The sequence below is a fragment of the Acidovorax sp. LjRoot194 genome (assembly GCF_964253015.1).
Taxonomy (GTDB): Bacteria; Pseudomonadota; Gammaproteobacteria; order Burkholderiales; family Burkholderiaceae_C; genus Acidovorax.
In genome coordinates this window covers 2,376,988-2,396,689 of the sequence record NZ_CAXUQB020000001.1, presented here as the reverse complement: position 1 = coordinate 2,396,689, position 19,702 = coordinate 2,376,988, and the positions used below count along the sequence as shown (strand labels likewise).

Sequence of the window (19,702 nt, the reverse complement as noted above, 5' to 3'; positions counted from 1 at the left end):
ATGTACCAATACACCCCTTTCGACAAGAAGTTTGTAGAGCAGCGCGCGCACCAGTTCCGCGACCAGCTCAACCGCTGGCAGGCCGGCAAACTGGCCGAGGACGACTTCCGCCCCCTGCGCCTGCAAAACGGCTGGTACGTGCAGCGCTACGCCCCCATGCTGCGTGTGGCCGTGCCCTACGGCGAGATCGCCAGCCGCCAGCTGCGCGTGCTGGCCACCATCGCCCGCGAGTACGACGAGCCCGAAGCGGCCGTGTTCAAGGCGGCCATGGAAGGCCAGGGCCTGCTGGGCACCACCTTCCTGCCCAAGAACTGCGCCCACTTCACCACGCGCACCAACGTGCAGTTCAACTGGATCCCGCTGTCCAAGAGCGCCGACGTGATGGACCTGCTGGCCACCGTGGACATGCACGGCATCCAGACCAGCGGCAACTGCATCCGCAACACCACCACCGACGCGCTGGCCGGCGTGGCCGTGGATGAGATCGTGGACCCGCGCCCCTATGCGGAAATCATCCGCCAGTGGACCACGCTGCACCCCGAGTTCGCGTTCCTGCCGCGCAAGTTCAAGATCGCCATCAGCGGCGCCAAGGACGACCGCGCCGCCACCGGCTGGCACGACGTGGGCCTGCACCTGGTCAAGAACGAGGCGGGTGAGATCGGCTTCAAGGTCTTCGTGGGCGGCGGCATGGGCCGCACGCCGGTCATCGGCACGGTGATCCGCGAGTTCCTGCCCTGGAACCAGATCATGAATTACATCGAGGCCATCGTGCGCGTGTACAACGAGCACGGCCGCCGCGACAACAAGTACAAGGCCCGCATCAAGATCCTGGTCAAGTCCGAAGGCCAGCAGTACATCGACGATGTGGAAGAAGAGTACCGCCAGATCGTGGAGATCGACGGCGGCCCGCACACCGTGCCCCAGGCCGAGTTCGACCGCGTGGCCGCGTGCTTCGTGGCGCCCCCGCCGGCCGATATCGCCGACGTGGACCCTGCGGCACTGCAGGCATCGCTCACGGCCCAGGCCGCCGAGCACGTGGCCTTTGGCCGCTGGCTGCAGCGCAACGTGCATGCGCACCAGAACCCGCAGCTGCGCGCCGTGACGCTGTCCTTCAAGCGCCCCGGCCAGTCGCCCGGCGACGCGACCAGCGAACAGCTGATCGCCGTGGCCGACCTGGTGGACAAGTACTCCGCCGGTGAAGCCCGCGTGACGCACGACCAGAACGTGGTGCTGCCGTGGGTGCACGCCAGCCGCCTGTTCGACCTGTGGGAAGAAGCCAAGGCCCTGGGCCTGGCCAGCGCCAACGTGCAGCTGCTCACCGACATGATCGCCTGCCCCGGCGGCGACTTCTGCGCGCTGGCCAACGCCCGCTCGCTGCCGATTGCCGAGGCCATCACCCAGCGCTACCAGGACCTGGACGAGCTCGACGACATCGGCGAGATCGACCTGCACATCAGCGGCTGCATCAACAGCTGCGGCCACCACCACAGCGGCCACATCGGCATCCTGGGCGTCGACAAGGACGGCAAGGAGTGGTACCAAGTCACGCTCGGTGGATCGGACGGCTCGGACCTGTCGGGCGCCGCGGTGGCCGGCAAGGTGATCGGCCCGTCGTTCTCGGCCGCCGAAGTGCCCGACGTGATCGAAGCCGTGCTGACCACCTACCGCAGCCTGCGTGAAAGCGGCGAGACCTTCCAGACCACCGTGCGCCGCACCGGCCTCGACCCCTTCAAGGAAGCCGCCAAGACCGCCCGCCACCCCGCCAAGGAAGAGCTGGCCACCGCCTGATCGCCAGCCGCCAAGCCCTGATAAGACCCATGAAAATTCTTGCCTCCCAAGACCACCAGCCGCCCGCAGAGGGCGATGCCCGCACCGTGGCGCTGGCCAACGATGCCGACGCACTGGCGCTGCCGCTCGACGGCGTCGAGCGCGTGGACCTGCATTTCCCCAACTTCACCGATGGCCGCGCGTTCAGCCAGGCTTTCCTGCTGCGCCGCCGCCGCGGCTTTGCGGGCGACATCCGCGCCACGGGCGACGTGCTGATCGACCAGCTGGTGCAGATGCAGCGCACCGGCTTTTCGTCGGCCGTGCTGCGCGATGGCGTGGACCCGGCCGACGCGCAGCGCCAGTTCGAGATGTTCCCCGGCTTCTACCAGGGCGACGCGGTGCACCCGCAGCCCATCTTTGCCGACAAGGCTGCCGCCTGAGCCAGGCCGCAGCGCTGCTACGCACATCCACGAGCACCCCACCATGAGCCAATTCGATCTCGCACGCGTCAATGCCGACCTGGGCCGCAACGCCGAAGGCCTCGTCGCCTGGGCGCTGGGCCTGGGCCAGAGCCCCATCGTCACCACCAACTTCCGCCCGTTCGAGGCAGTGATCCTGCACATGGTGTCCGCGATGAACCCCGCTGTGCCGGTGGTCTGGATGGACAACGGCTACAACACCGAAGCCACCTACCGCTTTGCCGACGAGGTGACCCGGCAGCTAGGCCTGAACCTCAAGATCTACCTGCCGCTGCGCTCGCGTGCGCACCGCGAGGCGGTGGACGGCCCAACGCCTGCGCTGGACGACCCACGCCACGCGGCCTTCACCGAAGAAGTGAAGCTCGAGCCCTTTGCCCGCGCCCTGCGCGAGACCGCCCCCAAGGTCTGGTTCACCGCGCTGCGCGCCACCGACACCGCCGTGCGCGCGCAGATGGACCCAGTGAGCATCAACCCCGACGGCCTGATCAAGGTGGCGCCGCTGCTGCACTGGTCGTCCAAGGAGCTGCACGAATACTGCGTGAAGCACGGCCTGCCCAACAACTTCGACTACGTGGACCCGACCAAGGGCGAAGACAACCGTGAGTGCGGCCTTCACATAGCTCACTGATACCCAGAAACCGTTCACGCTGAGCTTGTCGAAGCGCCGCGCAGAGCTTCAACAAGCCTGTCCTGAGCCTGTCGACGGGCTCAGCCCGAACGGTTCTGATGGTTCGAACGCGCATCCGCACGAAACACCACTGATCCCACCATGAACGCCCGCACCGATGCCGCGCAGCTGCAGAACAACGACATGAGCTACCACCTGAACAACTCGCACCTGGACGCGCTGGAAGAAGAAACCATCTTCATCCTGCGCGAAGTCGCCGCCGCCTTCGAGCGCCCCACCCTGCTGTTCTCGGGCGGCAAGGACTCGCTGGTGATGCTCAAGTGCGCCGAGAAAGCGTTTGGCACCAAGGCCAGCGGCGGCGGAATTCCGTACCCGCTGCTCATGATCGACACGGGCCACAACTTCCCCGAGGTGACGGACTTCCGCGACTTCCGCGCCAAGGAGCTGGGCGCCGAGCTCATCGTGCGCAGTGTCGAAGACTCGATGGCGCGCGGCACCGTGCGCCTGTCGCACCCCGGCGAGAGCCGCAATGTGCACCAGTCGGTCACGCTGCTCGAAGCGATCGAGGAATTCCGCTTTGACGCCCTCATCGGCGGTGCGCGCCGCGACGAGGAAAAGGCCCGCGCCAAGGAGCGCATCTTCTCGCACCGCGACAGCTTCGGCCAGTGGCAGCCCAAGGCCCAGCGGCCCGAGCTGTGGACCCTGTTCAACACCCGCCTGCAGCCCAATGAGCACTTTCGCGTGTTCCCGATCAGCAACTGGACCGAGCTCGATGTGTGGCAGTACATCGACCGCGAGAACATTGCGCTGCCCAGCATCTACTACACCCACAAGCGCCAGGTGGTGGACCGCCGCGGCATGTTGATGCCGGTGACCGAACTGACCCCGCCGCGCGACGGCGATGTGGTGGAGACGCGCGACGTGCGTTTTCGCACCGTGGGCGACATCACCTGCACCGCGCCGGTGGAGAGCACCGCCGCCACCGCGGCCGACATCGTGATCGAGACCCTGGCCGCCGACGTCAGCGAGCGCGGCGCCACGCGCATGGACGACAAGACGAGCGAAGCTTCGATGGAAAAGCGCAAAAAAGACGGGTACTTCTGATGACCACTATGAATTCGATAGCTAGCAGTGCTTTGCAGGCAAGCGGTACAGCCCCAAACAACCATGCTTCCGCCCTGAAGTTCATCACCTGCGGGTCGGTGGACGACGGCAAGAGCACGCTGATCGGCCGCCTGCTGGTGGACAGCAAGGCCGTGCTGCAGGACCACCTGGCCGGTGTGCAGCGCCAGGGCGAGACCGACCTGGCCCTGCTGACCGACGGCCTGTCCGCCGAGCGCGAGCAGGGCATCACCATCGACGTGGCCTACCGCTACTTCGCCACCGAGTCGCGCAAGTTCATCATCGGCGATGCGCCCGGCCACGAGCAGTACACCCGCAACATGGTCACGGCCGCCAGCAGCGCCGATGCCGCCGTGGTGCTGGTCGATGCCACCAAGCTCGACTGGAAGAACGCCGACCTGGCCCTGCTGCCGCAGACCCGCCGCCACAGCCTGCTGGCCCACCTGCTGCGCGTGCACTCTCTGGTGTTCGCCGTGAACAAGCTTGATGCGGTGGAAGACCCAGCGCTTGCCTGGAAGCACATCCAGGGCGCGCTGGCCGCGTTTGCCCAGGCCGCCGGCATTGCCGTGCGCGCGACGGTGCCCGTGTCAGCCCTCAAGGGCTGGAACGTGGTGGATGCCCACCCCGGCTGGTGCGGCTACGAAGGCCCCACGCTGCTGCAGGTGCTGGAAGAGCTGCCCAACACGCCCGCCGACATCGCCCTGCCCGTGGCCTTCCCCGTGCAGTGGGTCGAGAAATCCTCGTCCTCGTCGTCGGACACATCCCAGGGCCGCCGCGTGTTCTGGGGCCGTGTGGCGTCGGGCCGCGTTGCGCCCGGCACGGCTGTGCAGATCTTCCCGAGCGGCCAGCTGGCCACCGTGGCCCAGGTGCTGGACCACGCCCGCCGGCCCACCGATGTGCCTGCCGGCACCAGCGCCGGCATCATCCTGGACCGCGAGGTGGACGTCTCGCGCGGCGACTGGATCCTGGCCGCACCCACGGCGGCTGCCGCTGCGCCCGCCGACGACGACTTTGGCGACACCCCGGCCCCCGCACCCGCCTGGCCCGCCAGCCGTGAGCTGCGCACCACGGTGGCCTGGATGGACGACGAACCCCTGGTCGCGGGCCGCGTTTACTGGGCGCTGCACGGCCACCGCTGGGTCAAGGCCAAGGTGAAAGCCGTGGTGCACAAGCTCAACATCAACACGCTGGCCGAAGAAGCCGCCACGCAGCTCGACCCCAACGCCATCGGCCATGTGGATTTGTTGCTGCAAGAGGCCATCCCGGCGGCTGCGTTCGGCACGGCACGCGTGCTCGGTTCCCTGATCCTGGTGGACACCGCCAGCCACAAGACGGCCGGCGCCGTGCTGGTGAACTGATCCACATCAGGCCAGAGACGGGTTGACCCTCCATCGCGTGACCAGGCGGGAGCCGCAGACAGTGCTTTGGCACGGCAAGGCGAACCAACGACGTCAGGCGTTTGAAGGCAAATTCGTAAGACATCCCTCCCAAGAGAGGGGCCCTGTAACCAAAGGTCGGTGAAAGCTTTTAAAATCGAGGGTTTTCACCGACCCACACAACACTGTCATGACCCACGTCGTCTCCGAAAACTGCATCAAGTGCAAGTACACCGATTGTGTGGACGTGTGCCCTGTGGACTGCTTCCGCGAAGGCCCGAACATGCTCGTCATCGATCCCGATGAGTGCATCGACTGCGCCGTGTGCATCCCCGAGTGCCCGGCCAACGCCATCTTTGCCGAAGAAGACCTGCCCGCAGACCAGATCGCCTTCATCAAGCTCAACGCCGATTTGTCCTTTGCCGACGGCTGGAAGAGCATCACCAAGCGCAAGCCCGCCCTGCCCGATGCGGACGAGTGGAATGGCAAGCCCGGCAAAGTCAATGAATTGGTGAAGTGATCCTCCACCTCCCACCGTTCGGGCTGAGCTTGTCGAAGCCTTGCGCCGCGCTTCGACAAGCTCAGCGTGAACGGTTTGTGTCGATCCAACGCGACGTGGCGCCTGACGCTGCCACCCGGGCCCCACGACCATGATTCAAGAAACCGATGCCGTCGTCATCGGCGCCGGCCCCGTGGGCCTGTTCCAGGTCTTCCAGCTGGGCCTGCAGGGCATCAACGCCCACCTGATCGACGCCCTGCCCCATGCGGGCGGCCAGTGCGTCGAGCTGTATGGCGACAAGCCCATCTATGACATTCCGGGCATTCCGGTGTGCACCGGGCGCGAGCTGGCGGCGCTGCTGCTGCGGCAGATCGAGCCCTTCAACACCCACTGGCACCTGAACACGCTGGTCGCTGCGCTGTCTCTACAGGACGACGGACGCCTGCTGGTCGAGACATCGCAGGGTGCGCAGTTGCTGGCCCGCAGCGTGTTCATCGCGGCGGGCGTGGGCGCTTTTGTGCCGCGCGCGCTCAAGGTGGACGGCATCGAGCAATATGTGGGCACGCAGGTGCACTACCAAAGCCTGCCTGCCAACACCGAGCTGGCCGGGCAGCATGTGGTGGTGCACGGGGGCGACGAGCCCGCCGTGGCGCGTGCAGTGGAGCTGGCCGAGCAAGGCCAGGCCACCCGCGTGAGCCTGCTGCACCGCCGCGATGTGTTCCAGGCGCCTGACGCCCTGCTGCAGCGCCTGCAGCAGTTGCGGGATGCAGGCCGCATCCATGTCGAGGCCGCGCAGATCACGGGCATCGAGACTGCGGGCGACCGGCTGGCCGCACTGCAGCTGGTGGATGCCGATGGCAGTACCCGCGCGCTGGCGCTGGACCTGCTGGTGCCGGTGCTGGGCATCTCGCCGCGCCTGGGGCCCATTGCCGACTGGGGCTTGGCCATGGACCGCAAGCAGCTGGTGGTGGACACCGAGGCGTTCCGCACCAGCGTGCCGAGCATCCACGCGGTGGGCGACATCAATACGTACCCCGGCAAGCGCAAGCTGATCCTGTGCGGCTTTCATGAAGCCACGCTGGCTGCGTTCGGCGCGGCCGAGGCGCTCAAGGGCGACAAGGTGGCGCTGCAGTACACGACCACCAGTGCGCGGCTGCACCAATTGCTGGGTGTGGCACAAGGCGCCCAAGCCTGAGAACAGCGCGGATGGGCCACATCCGCCGCGCCTCTCACAAATGTGGCTTGGACGAAAAGTCTCATTCTGACTTCATCGCGACGCCCTATATCTCAGCTTGCTCAGGATTCAGAGCCAAGCCCTTCTCTCGACAATGCGAACTCACTGTATTCACCTGCGCGGTGGGTGGTGATGCCGTTTGCTTGCTCTTCGTAAAGACAAACATTTGCGGGCAACACCAGCACATTTGGCCGCGTGGTAGGTCCCGTGAGGTGCAAAGTCGCCGCAGTTCCGCAGGAGCCTCCAGTCAACGGGATTTCATTTGAGATGCGGACGCTGAATGGCGGCTCACTCGTTTGATTTGGATCGTTCCATAGCACGCCGACACGCTCAAGTGAAGTCCGGTCCAGCTCCACCCATATCCCAATGTTGTAGGGTCGCGTCCGTGAGACTACGGGTAGAGGCAAAACGGCTCGAACAAAGAATCGCTCCCCGTCGATTGCGCATAGATCCTCGTTGGCCTGAACGCGCTCTTATTGCTTTTGCTCCAAAAGTGCTGCCGCCTCGTCTGGCAAGCGAAACATGATTTCAATAGATTCCTGCGGGTGCGTCCTGCCACACACGGAACAATGCATTTGCTGCCCCCAATATTTGAAAACGACGTGTGTATCACGTAGGACTCTCGGAAGACCTTAGGGCCGCAAAAATAAGCACAAAATGTCCAATCGGCACGTACGTGCCCGGCACGATGGCGTCTCCCTTCAACACCCATCGGAGCACCACCATGAGCCCTCAACCCCTTCAATCCATCTGGGACACCTACACCGCGTCGTGGAAGACCGACTCGGCTGCCGAGCGCGACGCGCTGTTCGCCCAGTCCCTCGACCCTGCCTGCACCTACAACGACCCGCTGGCCGCCACGGAAGGCTGGACGCAGCTGACAGCCTACATGGACGACTTTCACCGCCAGGTGCCCGGCGGCCACTTCGTGACCCATTACTTTGCCAGCCACCACCAGCAGAGCATTGCCAAATGGAACATGCTGGACGGCAACGGCCAGGTGATTGGCGAAGGGGTGAGCTATGGCCGCTACAACGGCGACAACCGGCTGGTGGCCATGACCGGTTTCTTCGAAACACCTTGAACCACAGGCCCGACTCCCGTGCTGCATCTGCGACAACTCCAGGAGGGCATCGACTTCATCGAGGCCCATCTCGAATCCGACATCGAGCTGGCCGACGTGGCACGGGCCGCGGGCCTGAGCCAGTGGCACTTCCAGCGCATCTTCAAGGCGCTGACCCACGAGACCTTGAAGACCTACATCCGCTCGCGCCGGTTTGCCAAGGCGCTGGAGCAACTGGCCAGCACCCGCCTGAGCGTGCTGGACATCGCGCTGGCCGCGGGCTACGACACCCAGGAGAGCTTCACCCGTGCGTTCAAGGACTGCTTTCGGCTGACCCCGTCGCAATACCGCAAGATGGGCAATCGCTCGCTCTTCGTGCGCAAGATCATGCTGGACCCGAGCTACCTGGCGCACCTGCGGCACAACGTCTCGCTGACACCCGCGATGGAAGCCCGGCCGGCGATGCGCATGGTGGGCCTGCCCACCGACTACTACGGCATCGACTCCGAGAAAAACAACCTGGGCCAAAAGCTGCCACCCCTGTGGGGACAGTTCATTCCGCGGCTGAAAGAAATTGCCAACGCGGTGCCCGGCGTCTGCTACGGCGTGGTGGCACCGGCCGCGCCCGACAGCGAGCAACTGCGCTACCTGGCCTGCACCGAGGTCCAAGGCCCCGGCGATGTTCCACCGGGCATGGCCGCGCTGGAGCTTCCAGCAGCGACCTATGCGCGGTTCACCCACCGCGGCCCCGCGCAAAATGTAGATGCCACGGTCAACTACATCTATGGCAGCTGGATGATGTCGTCCGGCCAGGCCCATTCCCTGGGGCCGGACCTGGAGATCTACGATGCGCAGTACCACCCGACGTCCGAGCAGTCGGTGATGCACTACGCGATCCCCGTGAAGCTCCCTGCAGCTTGAACAGCCATCACGGCGCAGCGCCGTGAACGCCGTTACTGCGGTTGTTGCGGTTATCGCCGGTCAGGTCGGCGCACCATCTCCAAACCACTGCAGTGCACCTGCCGCGTGGAGCGACTGCAGCACGTCCACCGGATCGACGGCCTGCGCCAGGGCCAGCGCGCCGCGGTGCGGGTACGCAGGGCCGAGCAGGCGCTGCGCCACCTCCACCACGATGGGCGCCGTCACCGCATAGATGTCCTGGCCGCGCACGCCGGCCATGCGGCTGGAGCCGCCCTGCACCACATGGACGGCCAGCTCGAACCGCTGGGCTGAGCGCCCCGTGCCGTCCGTGGCCGTGGGTGGCGGGGTGGCCGCATGGCGGATGTCCTGCAGCGCAGAGCGATTGAGCAGCGAACGGATCTCGCCCACGGGCAGGTGACGGGCCAGGGTGATGACTTCGCTGAACGGAATCTCGACCATGGCCTGGCGGCCCAGCGGCTCGGCAAAGGTCCAGTCCGGCACGTCGGCGGACGGCACCAGGGGCGCCAGTCGGCCCTGCTGGACCACCAGCCGGGGCGCGGTGTTGCGCTCGCCGGTGCGGCGCGTGCCCGCCGTGGGCCACCAGTGGTCGAGTGCGACCGCCACGGTGATCATGTCGATAGGGCCCGGTGCGGCGAGCGCGCTGGCCAGCAGGTCGGCCAGCCCGCCGTAGAAGGCAGCGGCCGGCACCACCACACGGCCCGCCGCGCGGGCCGGAGCATCCAGCCCGTCCAAGGTGGCCTGGGTGCTGGCCTGCTCGGCCGTCACGTCCAGGTAGTGGCACCCTGCCCGCAGGGCGGCCTGCCCCACCGGCACGGCGGTGTCCATGAACGGCCCGGCGCAGTTGATGACGACGGCGCAGCCGGGAAACGCCGGGTCCAGGCTCGACGGGTCGGCCAGGTCGGCGATACGGCAGGCCACGCCCGGCGGCATGGTGTCGGCCAGCTTGCGTGCGTCCCGGCCCACGGCGACAACGGACAGGCCGCGCCGCAGCGCCTCTTGCACCACGAACTGGCCGGTATGGCCGGCGGCACCGAATACGGCGATGGATGGCTGGGTGGAATTCATGGGGCAGTCCTCGATGGGTTGGGCTCGAAAAGATACAGACCTGTCTGTTCTTTAAATATTACAGACAGGTCTGTATCATTGTCAACATGCCCAACGCAAAAATGTCTGAATCCGTTGCCGGCCGGGGTTTCCCGTCGGTGGACGCCAGCGCAAGCGCCACAGCCGCTCCCACCCGCCCAGCGCCCAGGCGCGCTGCCAAAGCGGCCGCCAGCGACGGCGCCGATGTGCGCAGCCGCATCCTGGACACGGCCTCCCGGCTGTTCTACGAACGCGGCGTGCGCGCCGTGGGGGTCGACCTGGTGGTGCTGGAGGCCGAGGTCGCCAAGACCAGCCTGTACCGCTACTTCCCCACCAAGGACGACCTCATCGTGGCGTTTCTGGAGCGGGAGGATGTGGACTTCTGGGCCACGTGGGACGGAGTGGCGCAGCAGTTCCGCGATGACCCGGCGGGCGAGCTGGACGCGCACATGGGCTGGATCGGCGAGCGCCTGGCGCGCTCGAACTACCGGGGCTGCCCGCAGATCAACGTGGCGGCCGAATTTGCCGAGCAGGACCACCCCGCGCGCCTGGTATCGCAGCGGCACATGCAGGCGCTGCGCCAAAAGCTGCGCGCCATCGCCGTACGGCTCGGGGCGGCCGACCCGGACCGGCTGGCTGCCCAGCTGGCGGTGCTGGTCAACGGCGCCTTCGTGAGCGCGGGCTTGCTCAGTCCGGAGGAAGGCACGGGCGTGCTGCGTGCCGCACTGCAGGCCATGCTGGCCGGCGCGCAAGCCAAGGGCTGATGCCATCGCGGGGCTGCTAAGTTCCAAGACTGGGCGTGCGTGGGGAGTTCCTTCACCCGCGCTCACGCCCTGCCCCCTTTGCCGCCCCGGTCGTAACCGACCGTTTCCGCGTGGCACAATCGCGCCGCTGCCTTCGGGCGGCAATGCTAGGGGTGTCCCGCCGAGCGCGGGGCTGAGATCACACCCTTTGAACCTGTTGCACACCCGCCGTCCGATCGCCTGACGGCTGTGTGCGTGAGATCATCCTCGCGCAGGGAAGCCAAGTCCGACGACGCCACGCCCTGCAACCCTTGCGCTGCCGGGCGCCAGCCACCCGGGCCGCCCCTGCTCTGTACGCCTGTCTGTCTACGGAGCCCTCCATGCCTGTCCACACCGCCGCGCCCGCTGCCACCAACGAAGCGCTGGCCCCCGTCTCCCCCGACCGCCGCGTCTTCCAGTGGCACGACCACGCCTCACTCTGGTTCAGCCTGGGCGTGGGCCTGCTGGTCATGCAGGTGGGCGCGTATCTGATGCCCGCGCTGGGCACGCAAGAGGCGCTGATCGCCATCGTCTGCGGCTCCATCGTGGGCGCAGGCCTGCTGGGCTGGGTGGCCAAGCTGGGCTGCGACAGCGGCCTGGCCAGCGCCGGGCTGATGCACGCGGTGTACGGCCGCACGTTCGCCAGCCTGCCGATCATCTTGAACATCGTGCAGCTGGTGGGCTGGGGCACCTTCGAGCTGGTGGTCATGCGCGATGCCACGGTGGCCATCGGCCAGCAGTCCGGCACCCTGGCCGGCGCGCACTGGCCCGTGCTGGCCACACTGCTGTGGGGCGGCGTGGTGATGCTGCTCATCAGCGGATCGATGGTGCAACTGGTGCGCAAGGTGATCGCCCGCGTGGCGCTGCCGCTGGTGGTGCTGTCGCTGCTGTGGCTTTCGTGGCAGTTCTTGTCGCTGGCGCAGGCCCAGGGCTTTGAAGCGCTGTGGACGCGCAAGGGCGAAGGCGGCATGGGCGTGCTGCCCGCGCTGGACCTGGTGATCGCAATGCCGATCTCGTGGCTGCCGCTGGTGGCCGACTACGCGCGCCACGGCAAGAGCGGCGGCGCTGCGCTGCGCGGCACCTGGCTGGGCTACGCGCTGGCCAACATGTGGTGCTACACCCTGGGCGTGCTGGTGGCGCTGACGCTGCCCAGCAAGGACCTGGTGCAGGCGCTGCTGCTGGCCCAGGGCGGGCTGATCGCGCTGTCGCTGATCCTCATCGACGAGGTGGACAACGCCTATGGCGACACGTACTCGGGCGCGGTGTCGGCCCACAGCCTGCTGCCGCGCTGGAGCGTGCGCCGCTGGGGCCTGGGCGTGGCCGCCGTGTGCACTGCCCTCGCGCTGGTGCTGCCCATGCACAGCCTGGAGCCCTTCCTGCTGCTGCTCAGCTCGGTGTTCGTGCCGCTGTTCGGCGTGATCCTGGGGCGCCTGGCATTCGGCGCCAACGCGCCCGCGCTGCTGGCCAACGCACGCCGCGTGAATGCGGCGCCGGTGGCCATCTGGGTGTTGGGCATTGCGGTGTACCACCTGGCCCCGCAAGTGGTGCCCGGGGCCGGGTCGGCACTGCCGGCGCTGGCGTTCAGCTTTGTGCTGGCGCTGGCCACACGGCCGCGCGCTGCCTGACCTGCGAGCCTGGCGATGCCTGCAACGCCTTCACCCTGGCGTTGCTACCAAATTCATAGCTGCTACCGCTTGATGGACAAGCGGTAGCAGCCTAAAAGCCATACATCAGTCCCGCACCATCCCCATTGCTGCGGCATCTTTTATTTAACTTGAACAAACCGTTCGGGCTGAGCTTGTCGAAGCCTTGCGCGGCGCTTCGACAAGCTCAGCGTGAACGATTCAAGTTGAAGAACGCCGAATCAATAAACCACGACCTGCGGCACCGGCGCATAACCGTGGTTCAGCGGGCCATGTCCCTTGCCCGTGTGCACGTCGGCACCGGCGGCGATGGCGCCCAGGATGTAGCTGCGGGCGCGCTCCACCGCCTGCTGCAGCGGCAGGCCCAGCGCCAGGTGCGCGGCAATGGCGGACGACAGCGTACAGCCCGTGCCGTGGCCGTTGTGCGTGGCGATGCGCGCTGATTCAAGCCGCTGCGCCACGCCGCCGCGCGTGCCCAGCAGGTCCACCACCCAGTCGCCGGGCAAGTGCCCGCCCTTGAGCAGCGCGGCGGGCGCGCCCAGCGCCAGCAGGCCATCCACCGCGCCCTGCAACGCATCCACACCCTCGATCGTGCGGCCCAGCAGCCAGCCGGCCTCGTCCAGGTTGGGGGTGATCACCTCGGCCAGCGGGAACAGCTCCTGGACCAGCACGCCCACCGTCTCCTGCGCGATCAGCCGGTCGCCGCTGGTGGCCACCATGACAGGGTCCAGCACCACGTGCGGCAGCTGGTAGGTGCGGATGGCGTCGGCCACCACGCGCACCACCTCGGGCGAATGCAGCATGCCGATCTTGACCGCATCCACGCCGATGTCCTGCACCACCGCGTCGATCTGGGCCTTGAGCATCTCGGGCGGAATGCCGTGGATGCCGGTGACGCCGCAGGTGTTCTGCGCGGTGATGGCGGTGATCGCCGTCATGCCGTAGCAGCCCAGGGCGCTGAAGGTCTTGAGGTCGGCCTGGATGCCCGCCCCGCCGCCGCTGTCCGAGCCGGCAATGGAAAGCACGCGTGCGTAGCGCCGCGCCGCGGGGGGCGCCTGAGTCGAAGATGTCATGGCAAAAATTATGGCCTATGCGCCACATCAAAAAGGCGCGGCAGAGGGATGTGCTGTAATTGATTTTTCCGGACGAAACAGGGGTGTCCCGCCCGGTCATGGATGCATGGCCGGCAAGGGGACTGAGAAATACCCTGGGGCCCCGCATCGCCACCGGCATGCAACCGCCCCGCTACCCGATCCAGGTCATGCTGGCGTGGGGAGTTTCCACCAACGGCACAGCCCCGTTTTGTCCTTGCACCCTGGCTCGCACTGTCGTCGCGCCTGGCCTGCAGCCCACGGACACACGAATCGCCTATGCCCCTGTCACCCTCTTCCTTTGCCATCCTGGGCGCAGGCCTCATGGGCCGTCTTCTGGCCGTGGAGCTGGCCCGCCAGGGGCACCGTGTCGACATCTACGACGCCGGCGGCCCGGCCGCCGAAGGCTCGGCCGCCACCGTGGCGGCGGCCATGCTGGCGCCCCTGGCCGAATCGGCCATCACCGAGCCCGGCGTGGTGCGCATGGGCCACCACGCCCTCACCCGCTGGCCTCAGCTGCTGGCGCCGCTGGCCGAGCCGGTGTTCTTCCAGCAGGCGGGCACCCTCATCGTCTGGCACCGTCAGGATGCCGCCGAGGCCCAGCGCCTGACGCGCCAGCTGGAGACCAACCAGCGCACCGTGCCGGAGCTGCCCAGCCTGCAAAAGCTCGATGCCACCGGCCTGGCCCAGGCCGAGCCCACGCTGGCCCACCGGTTTGCGCAGGGCCTGTACCTGCCCGGCGAAGGCCAGCTGGACAACCGCCAGCTGCTCGCCGCCCTGGTGGTGGAGATGCAGCGGCTGGCAGTGCGCACCCACTGGCACGCACCCCGCTCGCCCGACGCCTTTGCCCCCGGCCAGCCGGGCCAGCCCGACTGGGTGCTCGACTGCCGCGGCCTGGGCGCCCGGCCCCAGTGGGCCGCGCTGCGCGGCGTTCGCGGCGAAGTGGCGCGCATCCACGCCCCCGACGTGACGCTGCAGCGCCCCACGCGGCTCGTGCACCCGCGCTACCCCATCTACATCGCGCCGAAGGAAGACCACCTGTTCGTCATCGGCGCCACCGAGATCGAGTCTGACGACCTGTCGCCTGCCAGCGTGCGCTCCACGCTGGAGCTGCTGTCTGCCGCCTACGCCGTGCACCCGGGTTTTGGCGAAGGCCGTATTCTGGAGTTGGCCACGCAGTGCCGCCCCACCTTGCCCGACAACCTGCCCGCTATCCGCCAGCCGCGTCCCGGCGTGCTGGAGATCAACGGCCTGTACCGCCACGGCTTCATGATCGCGCCCGCCCTGCTGGATGTGACGCTGGAGGTGCTGAACGCGGGACAATCGCAGCTTTCGCAACGTTTTGACCTGACGCTGGACCTGGAGCCCACCCCACAGGGCCCGGCCGGCGCCACAGAATCAGCAGCCCGCGCCATCGCATGAACATCTCCATCAACCAGACCCCGCACGACCTGCCCGAGGGCGCCACCGTGGCCGACGCCGTGGCCGCCATCGCCGCGCGGCCCCCGTTCGCCGTGGCGGTGAACACCACCTTTGTGCCCAACACACGTTATGCCGCCCACACGCTGCAGCCGGGCGACCGGGTGGAGGTCATCTCGCCCGTGACGGGGGGCTGATCCACCCTCAAATTCGAGCAAAATCGGCCCCTACCGCTGATCCAGCAAGCGCCAACAGCTATCAAATTCATAGTACAGACATGACCACCCCGACGCCCCACGACCCCCTGGTGCTGTACGGCCAGCAGTTTGCCAGCCGGCTGCTGCTGGGCACCTCCCGCTACCCCTCGCCCGCCGTGCTGGAGGCCGCCGTGCAGCGCGCGCAGCCGGCCATGGTCACGGCGTCGCTGCGCCGCCAGGGCAGCAACCCGGCCGAGAGCGGCAACAGCTTCTGGGAGCTGCTGCGCAAGCTCAGCGTGCCGGTGCTGCCGAACACCGCGGGCTGCCACAGCGCGCAAGAGGCCATCACCACCGCGCAGATGGCGCGCGAGGTGTTCGACACGCCGTGGATCAAGCTCGAACTGATCGGCGACGACTACACCCTGCAGCCCGACACGCTCAACCTGGTGGGCGTGGCCGAACACCTCATCAAGGAAGGCTTTCAGGTGCTGCCCTATTGCACCGAAGACCTGGTGCTGTGCCAGCGCCTGGTGGACGTGGGCTGCCAGGCCGTCATGCCCTGGGCCGCGCCCATCGGCACCGGGCGCGGCCCCGTCAACCCGTATGCCCTGCAGACGCTGCGCGAGCGGCTGAACGTGCCCATGCTGGTGGACGCCGGGCTGGGCCTGCCGTCGCACGCCTGCCAGGTGATGGAATGGGGCTACGACGGCGTGCTGCTGAACACCGCCGTCGCCCTCGCGCAGGACCCGGTGGCCATGGCCGGCGCGTTTGCCGACGCGGTGAACGCCGGGCGCACCGCGCGCCGGGCCGGCGCCATGTCGGCGCAGGATGCCGCCCAGCCCAGCACGCCCGTGCTGGGCACCCCTTTTTGGCACCATGCTCAAGATGCTTGATACGAAAGCCCTGGCGCAACAGATCGTTGCGCACCACGCCGCCACCTTTGCGGGCTTTGCGCCCCAGGCGGCGCCTGCCCCCACCCGGCAGGACCCGGCCTATCTGGCGGCACTGCAGGCCTGCAGCACCCTGGGTTTCATCGCCCACGACGCCGAATGCGTGGCACAGGCCTGGCAGGCGCGCACCGAGCGCACCGGCGCCGTGCAGCCCGAAATCTGGCCCGACGCGCCCGAGGACTTTGACCTGCAGCCCGTGCCGCGCGCGCAGGCATTCGCCCCCTGCCCGCAGCACCTGGGCCTGTACGCCGTGCTGCCCGACGCCGACTGGGTGGGCCGCATGGCCCGCGCGGGCGTGCCCACGGTGCAACTGCGCTTCAAGTCCGACGACGCGGCGGCCATCGACCGCGAAGTGCGGGCCGCCGTGCAGGCCGTGCTGGGCACGTCCGCGCTGCTGTTCATCAACGACCACTGGCAGGTGGCCATCGCCGCGGGCGCCTATGGCATCCACCTGGGCCAGGAGGACCTGGATGCGCTCAGCCCGGCCGATCTGCAGGCCCTGCGCGCATCGGGCCTGCGCCTGGGCGTGAGCACCCATGGGTATGCCGAGATGGTGCGCGCCGATGCGGTGGGCCCGAGCTACATCGCCATGGGCGCCGTGTTCCCCACCACGCTCAAAAAGATGGCCACCGCACCCCAGGGCGTGGGCCGCCTGGGCGTGTACGCCCGGCTGCTGCGGCACTACCCGCAGGTGGCCATCGGCGGCATCGGTGCCGGGCAATTCGCGGAAGTGCTGGCGACGGGCGTGGGGTCTATTGCGGTGGTGAGGGCGCTGGTCAACGCGCCCGACCCGGAGGCCGAAGCCACAGCGCTGATGCGCGCGATGCAGGTGGCAGGCGGCGCCGCCTGAACCAGGGGGCCCTGCGGGCTGCGGCCCGCGGCGGCGTTGGGTATATCGCCCGCTGGAGCGGCATGGATAGATTACCAAGCTGCTGAACTACTGGGCCGCTGAACCTATGCCCAGTAGCGCGCTCCAGCCCGGTGTGCGCTGCACCCAGCACAGGCCAGCGAGCCTTCAGCCCCGCACCGTCAGCCCCTCAGGCTCAGGGCCGGCCCTTGGGGTTGTTTTCTTTGTGCTCCAGCTCCAGCCGCAATTCCATCAGGTCGTTGTCCATGCCAAAGCCCACGGCCCCGCCCGATGGCGGAGGGGGAGTGACCGGCACGGCGGGCAAGTCGCTGAGGGTGAGGTGGGGAGGCTCGGACAAGTCCAGGTCCAGCGGCGCGCCCCGTGTGTCCACCGCGACGCCGGGCGCCACCACCGTGGGACGCGTGGCCGCTGGCGGCTCTGGCGGCTGCACCGCGCGCGGCGTGCGCAGCGACTCGTCAAATTCAAACTCCAGGCTGGCCGCCAGCGAATCGAGCGGCAGGTCGTCGCGCTTGACGGCAGGCTGTGCGGGCGGCTCGGGCATCACCACCGAGTCCATGCGGTCCGGTGCCAGCGGCGTGGTGCGCTGGCGTGGCGACGCCGCATCGCCCCGTGCAGAAGCGGGGGTGGTCTGCGCGATGGCCAGCAACAGCAGCAGCTCGTCGTAGGCCGCCATGTCGAAGGGCTCGATGGCGCCGACGCCGTCGCGCCGGAACAAAAACTTCTCTAGAAGCGCCATCACGGAAGGCGACGTCCACTCCGCCTCGATCTCGGCGAGCGCATCGGTGTAGTGGTACAGCATGCGCCCCGTGCGGTGAAAGCCGGTGAACTCCGGCACCTGCGCATTGAACGACTGCATGAACTGCTTGCGCAGCTGCGCGAACTCTTCCACCCGGCTCAGCGTGTGGTACAGCCGCAGCAGCTCCAGGTAAGCCAGCGGCGAGACGTCGCCGCGCTCTGCGATGTGCTTCTTGAGCACCTCGATGGCCTGGTGGTGCTCGCCCACGGAGATGAAAAACTCGGCCTGCTGCTGAATGTCGAACAGCTCTTCGGGGCTGACGATGTGCAATGCGGTCTTGCTGGCAGTCGCAGGAGCCACCGCGGGGGCTGTGGCCGTGGCCACGGCGGGCGCGATGGCAGGTGCAACGCCCGATGTTCTAGCCAGCGTCGGCGCCGTGGCAGTGGGTGCTGGATTGGTGTCCACGAACGACGGCACCAGCGGCACGGCGCCAGAACTCAGCTTGGGCCCGCGCGCAGGCGGTGCCGCGGCAGGGCCCGCCTGCTGCGCGGCACCGGGCGTGGTGTCCGGTGGCAACCAGGTATCCCCCGGATGGGGCGTGAGGCCCAGCACCGCTTCACGGGCGGCAAGTGCCGGGTCGCGCCCGCCCAGCGCTGCGACGGAATCGCGCCAGTCGCGGATGGCCTTTTCGGAGTTGGTGCGCAGCCGCACCAGCACCCATGCCACCAGCAGCAGCGCGGCGGCCAGCAGGCCGCCCAGTACATACACCACCATCGCCGGGAAGCGCTCTTCCTGGGCCTGCTCCAGTTGCTGCTGCACCTGCGCGGCACTGGCGCGGTCGCGGCTGGCCTGGGCACGCAGCGCGGCCATCTCGGCCTCCTGCGCCTTCAGGCGGTCCGCGTCCTGGTTGATGTCTTCGGGCTGCGCGTTCAGCGCCTTCCACACGGCGGCGGCCTGGGCCCGTTGTGCAGAGGGTTGGTCCGACGGCGTGACCAGCAGCTCGGGGGACGTGCGCAACGCCACGGGGCGGTCGAGCCAGAGGTCCAGCGGCTCCACGACCAGGCGCGAGCGCTCGGCGGCCTTGGGCGCTGCAGCGGCAGGCTGGCGCGGCGGCACGCTGCGGGCCGGCGCAGGGTTGGCGGCAGCGCGCGGCGCCACAGGCCGGCTGGCCGCTGCGGCGCGGGTGGGGGGTGTACCGGCTGCTGCACTGGGCGCCGTATTTAGCGTCGTATTGGGCGCTGCATCGGGTGCAGAGCCTGCGGATGCACGTTGTGCTGCAGTACCAGCGCCGGGCGCTGCGGCAGCGTTGGCGCCCGCTGCGGCACGTGCTGCGTCCGACGAGCTCAGGGGCGCGGACGACAGCCTGGCCACATCGACCGGGCTTGTCGAGCGCGCCACGGTGGCCGGCAGCTCGGAGAGAAAGGTATAGGTACGGGTGATCTTGCTGCTGCAGCCTGCAGACAGCGTGACGGTGAGCACAGGCTCATCGATGGCCACACTGGCCTGCACGCGCACGGCTGGCGAGCGGCCGCGCATCTCGGGCAGCGGCGTGATGCGAACCCTGGCGTCGCCGATGGGTGTGTCGCCGGCCTTCACCTGGGCCGACACGCACGACGATGCGACATCAGCGCCGGGGTCCGGCTGCACGTCGAACGACACATCGAGGGGCGCACCCAACACCACTGTGCCTCTGCTGCCGCCAAGCGAGAGTGCACCGGCGCCCGCAGCAACCACCCACAGCCCGGCTCCAAGTACGGTGTTACGGATTTTCACAATAGGTTCTATTTATGGTGCGGCCCATTCTTGCACATAAGTCCCGCTCA

18 protein-coding genes and 1 pseudogene are annotated in these 19,702 nt (G+C 67.9%); 15 read left to right on the top strand and 4 right to left on the bottom strand.

What is annotated here, in order from left to right:
* The 7 genes from ACSQ3N_RS10770 to ACSQ3N_RS10740 all read left to right on the top strand — a co-directional run bounded on the left by ACSQ3N_RS10770 (position 1) and on the right by ACSQ3N_RS10740 (position 7,066).
* Entirely contained in the window at positions 1 to 1,788 is a 1,788-nt protein-coding gene (locus ACSQ3N_RS10770; RefSeq protein ID WP_436146220.1) for a nitrite/sulfite reductase, read from the top strand.
* Between the two features lie 29 nt (positions 1,789 to 1,817).
* On the top strand, positions 1,818 to 2,207 hold the full coding sequence (locus tag ACSQ3N_RS10765) for a DUF934 domain-containing protein (protein ID WP_056168156.1): 390 nt from the start codon (positions 1,818 to 1,820) through the stop codon (positions 2,205 to 2,207).
* A 43-nt stretch (positions 2,208 to 2,250) separates the two neighbouring features.
* Positions 2,251 to 2,874, top strand: a complete 624-nt coding sequence (locus ACSQ3N_RS10760) for a phosphoadenosine phosphosulfate reductase domain-containing protein (RefSeq protein WP_436146219.1) — start codon at positions 2,251 to 2,253, stop codon at positions 2,872 to 2,874.
* A gap of 141 nt (positions 2,875 to 3,015) precedes the next feature.
* Positions 3,016 to 3,978, top strand: a complete 963-nt coding sequence (gene cysD / locus ACSQ3N_RS10755) for a sulfate adenylyltransferase subunit CysD (RefSeq protein ID WP_436146218.1) — start codon at positions 3,016 to 3,018, stop codon at positions 3,976 to 3,978.
* Positions 3,978 to 5,354 (top strand): GTP-binding protein, encoded by a 1,377-nt coding sequence (locus tag ACSQ3N_RS10750; RefSeq protein WP_436146217.1) that lies wholly within the window; start codon positions 3,978 to 3,980, stop codon positions 5,352 to 5,354. The genes cysD and ACSQ3N_RS10750 overlap by 1 nt, the downstream gene beginning before the upstream one ends.
* 208 nt (positions 5,355 to 5,562) lie before the next feature.
* A complete protein-coding gene (gene fdxA, locus ACSQ3N_RS10745; protein ID WP_056744243.1) occupies positions 5,563 to 5,892 on the top strand; it encodes a ferredoxin FdxA in 330 nt (109 codons plus the stop codon).
* A gap of 130 nt (positions 5,893 to 6,022) precedes the next feature.
* Positions 6,023 to 7,066: an NAD(P)/FAD-dependent oxidoreductase gene (locus ACSQ3N_RS10740; RefSeq protein ID WP_436146216.1), complete on the top strand. Its 1,044-nt coding sequence runs from the start codon at positions 6,023 to 6,025 to the stop codon at positions 7,064 to 7,066.
* A gap of 101 nt (positions 7,067 to 7,167) precedes the next feature.
* Here the strand turns inward: ACSQ3N_RS10740 and ACSQ3N_RS10735 are convergent.
* Positions 7,168 to 7,563: pseudogene (locus tag ACSQ3N_RS10735) on the bottom strand (DUF2199 domain-containing protein); the annotation flags it as partial.
* A gap of 266 nt (positions 7,564 to 7,829) precedes the next feature.
* Between ACSQ3N_RS10735 and ACSQ3N_RS10730 the strand changes: the two are divergent.
* Positions 7,830 to 8,189, top strand: a complete 360-nt coding sequence (locus ACSQ3N_RS10730; RefSeq protein ID WP_436146215.1) for a nuclear transport factor 2 family protein — start codon at positions 7,830 to 7,832, stop codon at positions 8,187 to 8,189.
* An 18-nt stretch (positions 8,190 to 8,207) separates the two neighbouring features.
* Positions 8,208 to 9,089, top strand: coding sequence for a GyrI-like domain-containing protein (locus ACSQ3N_RS10725; protein ID WP_436146214.1), 882 nt, complete (start codon positions 8,208 to 8,210; stop codon positions 9,087 to 9,089).
* A gap of 60 nt (positions 9,090 to 9,149) precedes the next feature.
* Here the strand turns inward: ACSQ3N_RS10725 and ACSQ3N_RS10720 are convergent, their stop codons facing one another.
* Complete coding sequence (locus ACSQ3N_RS10720; RefSeq protein WP_436146213.1) at positions 9,150 to 10,175, bottom strand: saccharopine dehydrogenase NADP-binding domain-containing protein; 1,026 nt, start codon at positions 10,173 to 10,175, stop codon at positions 9,150 to 9,152.
* A 101-nt stretch (positions 10,176 to 10,276) separates the two neighbouring features.
* Between ACSQ3N_RS10720 and ACSQ3N_RS10715 the strand changes: the two genes are divergently transcribed.
* Together ACSQ3N_RS10715 and ACSQ3N_RS10710 are read left to right on the top strand one after the other, a co-directional pair.
* Entirely contained in the window at positions 10,277 to 10,957 is a 681-nt protein-coding gene (locus tag ACSQ3N_RS10715; RefSeq protein WP_436146212.1) for a TetR/AcrR family transcriptional regulator, read from the top strand.
* Between the two features lie 359 nt (positions 10,958 to 11,316).
* On the top strand, positions 11,317 to 12,600 hold the full coding sequence (locus tag ACSQ3N_RS10710; RefSeq protein WP_436146211.1) for a purine-cytosine permease family protein: 1,284 nt from the start codon (positions 11,317 to 11,319) through the stop codon (positions 12,598 to 12,600).
* Between the two features lie 239 nt (positions 12,601 to 12,839).
* Here ACSQ3N_RS10710 and thiD read toward each other — a convergent pair whose 3' ends face one another.
* Entirely contained in the window at positions 12,840 to 13,691 is an 852-nt protein-coding gene (gene thiD / locus ACSQ3N_RS10705; RefSeq protein ID WP_056168125.1) for a bifunctional hydroxymethylpyrimidine kinase/phosphomethylpyrimidine kinase, read from the bottom strand.
* A gap of 297 nt (positions 13,692 to 13,988) precedes the next feature.
* Between thiD and ACSQ3N_RS10700 the strand changes: the two genes are divergently transcribed.
* The 4 genes from ACSQ3N_RS10700 (at position 13,989) to ACSQ3N_RS10685 (ending at position 17,125) form a co-directional block, all read left to right on the top strand.
* Complete coding sequence (locus ACSQ3N_RS10700) at positions 13,989 to 15,131, top strand: FAD-dependent oxidoreductase (RefSeq protein WP_056168123.1); 1,143 nt, start codon at positions 13,989 to 13,991, stop codon at positions 15,129 to 15,131.
* On the top strand, positions 15,128 to 15,325 hold the full coding sequence (thiS, locus tag ACSQ3N_RS10695; protein WP_056168117.1) for a sulfur carrier protein ThiS: 198 nt from the start codon (positions 15,128 to 15,130) through the stop codon (positions 15,323 to 15,325). The genes ACSQ3N_RS10700 and thiS overlap by 4 nt, the downstream gene beginning before the upstream one ends.
* Positions 15,326 to 15,405: 80 nt before the next feature.
* Positions 15,406 to 16,218, top strand: coding sequence for a thiazole synthase (locus ACSQ3N_RS10690; RefSeq protein ID WP_436146210.1), 813 nt, complete (start codon positions 15,406 to 15,408; stop codon positions 16,216 to 16,218).
* Positions 16,211 to 17,125, top strand: coding sequence for a thiamine phosphate synthase (locus ACSQ3N_RS10685; protein WP_436147942.1), 915 nt, complete (start codon positions 16,211 to 16,213; stop codon positions 17,123 to 17,125). The genes ACSQ3N_RS10690 and ACSQ3N_RS10685 overlap by 8 nt, the downstream gene beginning before the upstream one ends.
* Before the next feature lie 193 nt (positions 17,126 to 17,318).
* Here the strand turns inward: ACSQ3N_RS10685 and ACSQ3N_RS10680 are convergent, their stop codons facing one another.
* Positions 17,319 to 19,559, bottom strand: a complete 2,241-nt coding sequence (locus tag ACSQ3N_RS10680) for a hypothetical protein (protein WP_436146209.1) — start codon at positions 19,557 to 19,559, stop codon at positions 17,319 to 17,321.
* Between the last annotated feature and the right edge of the window lie 143 nt (positions 19,560 to 19,702).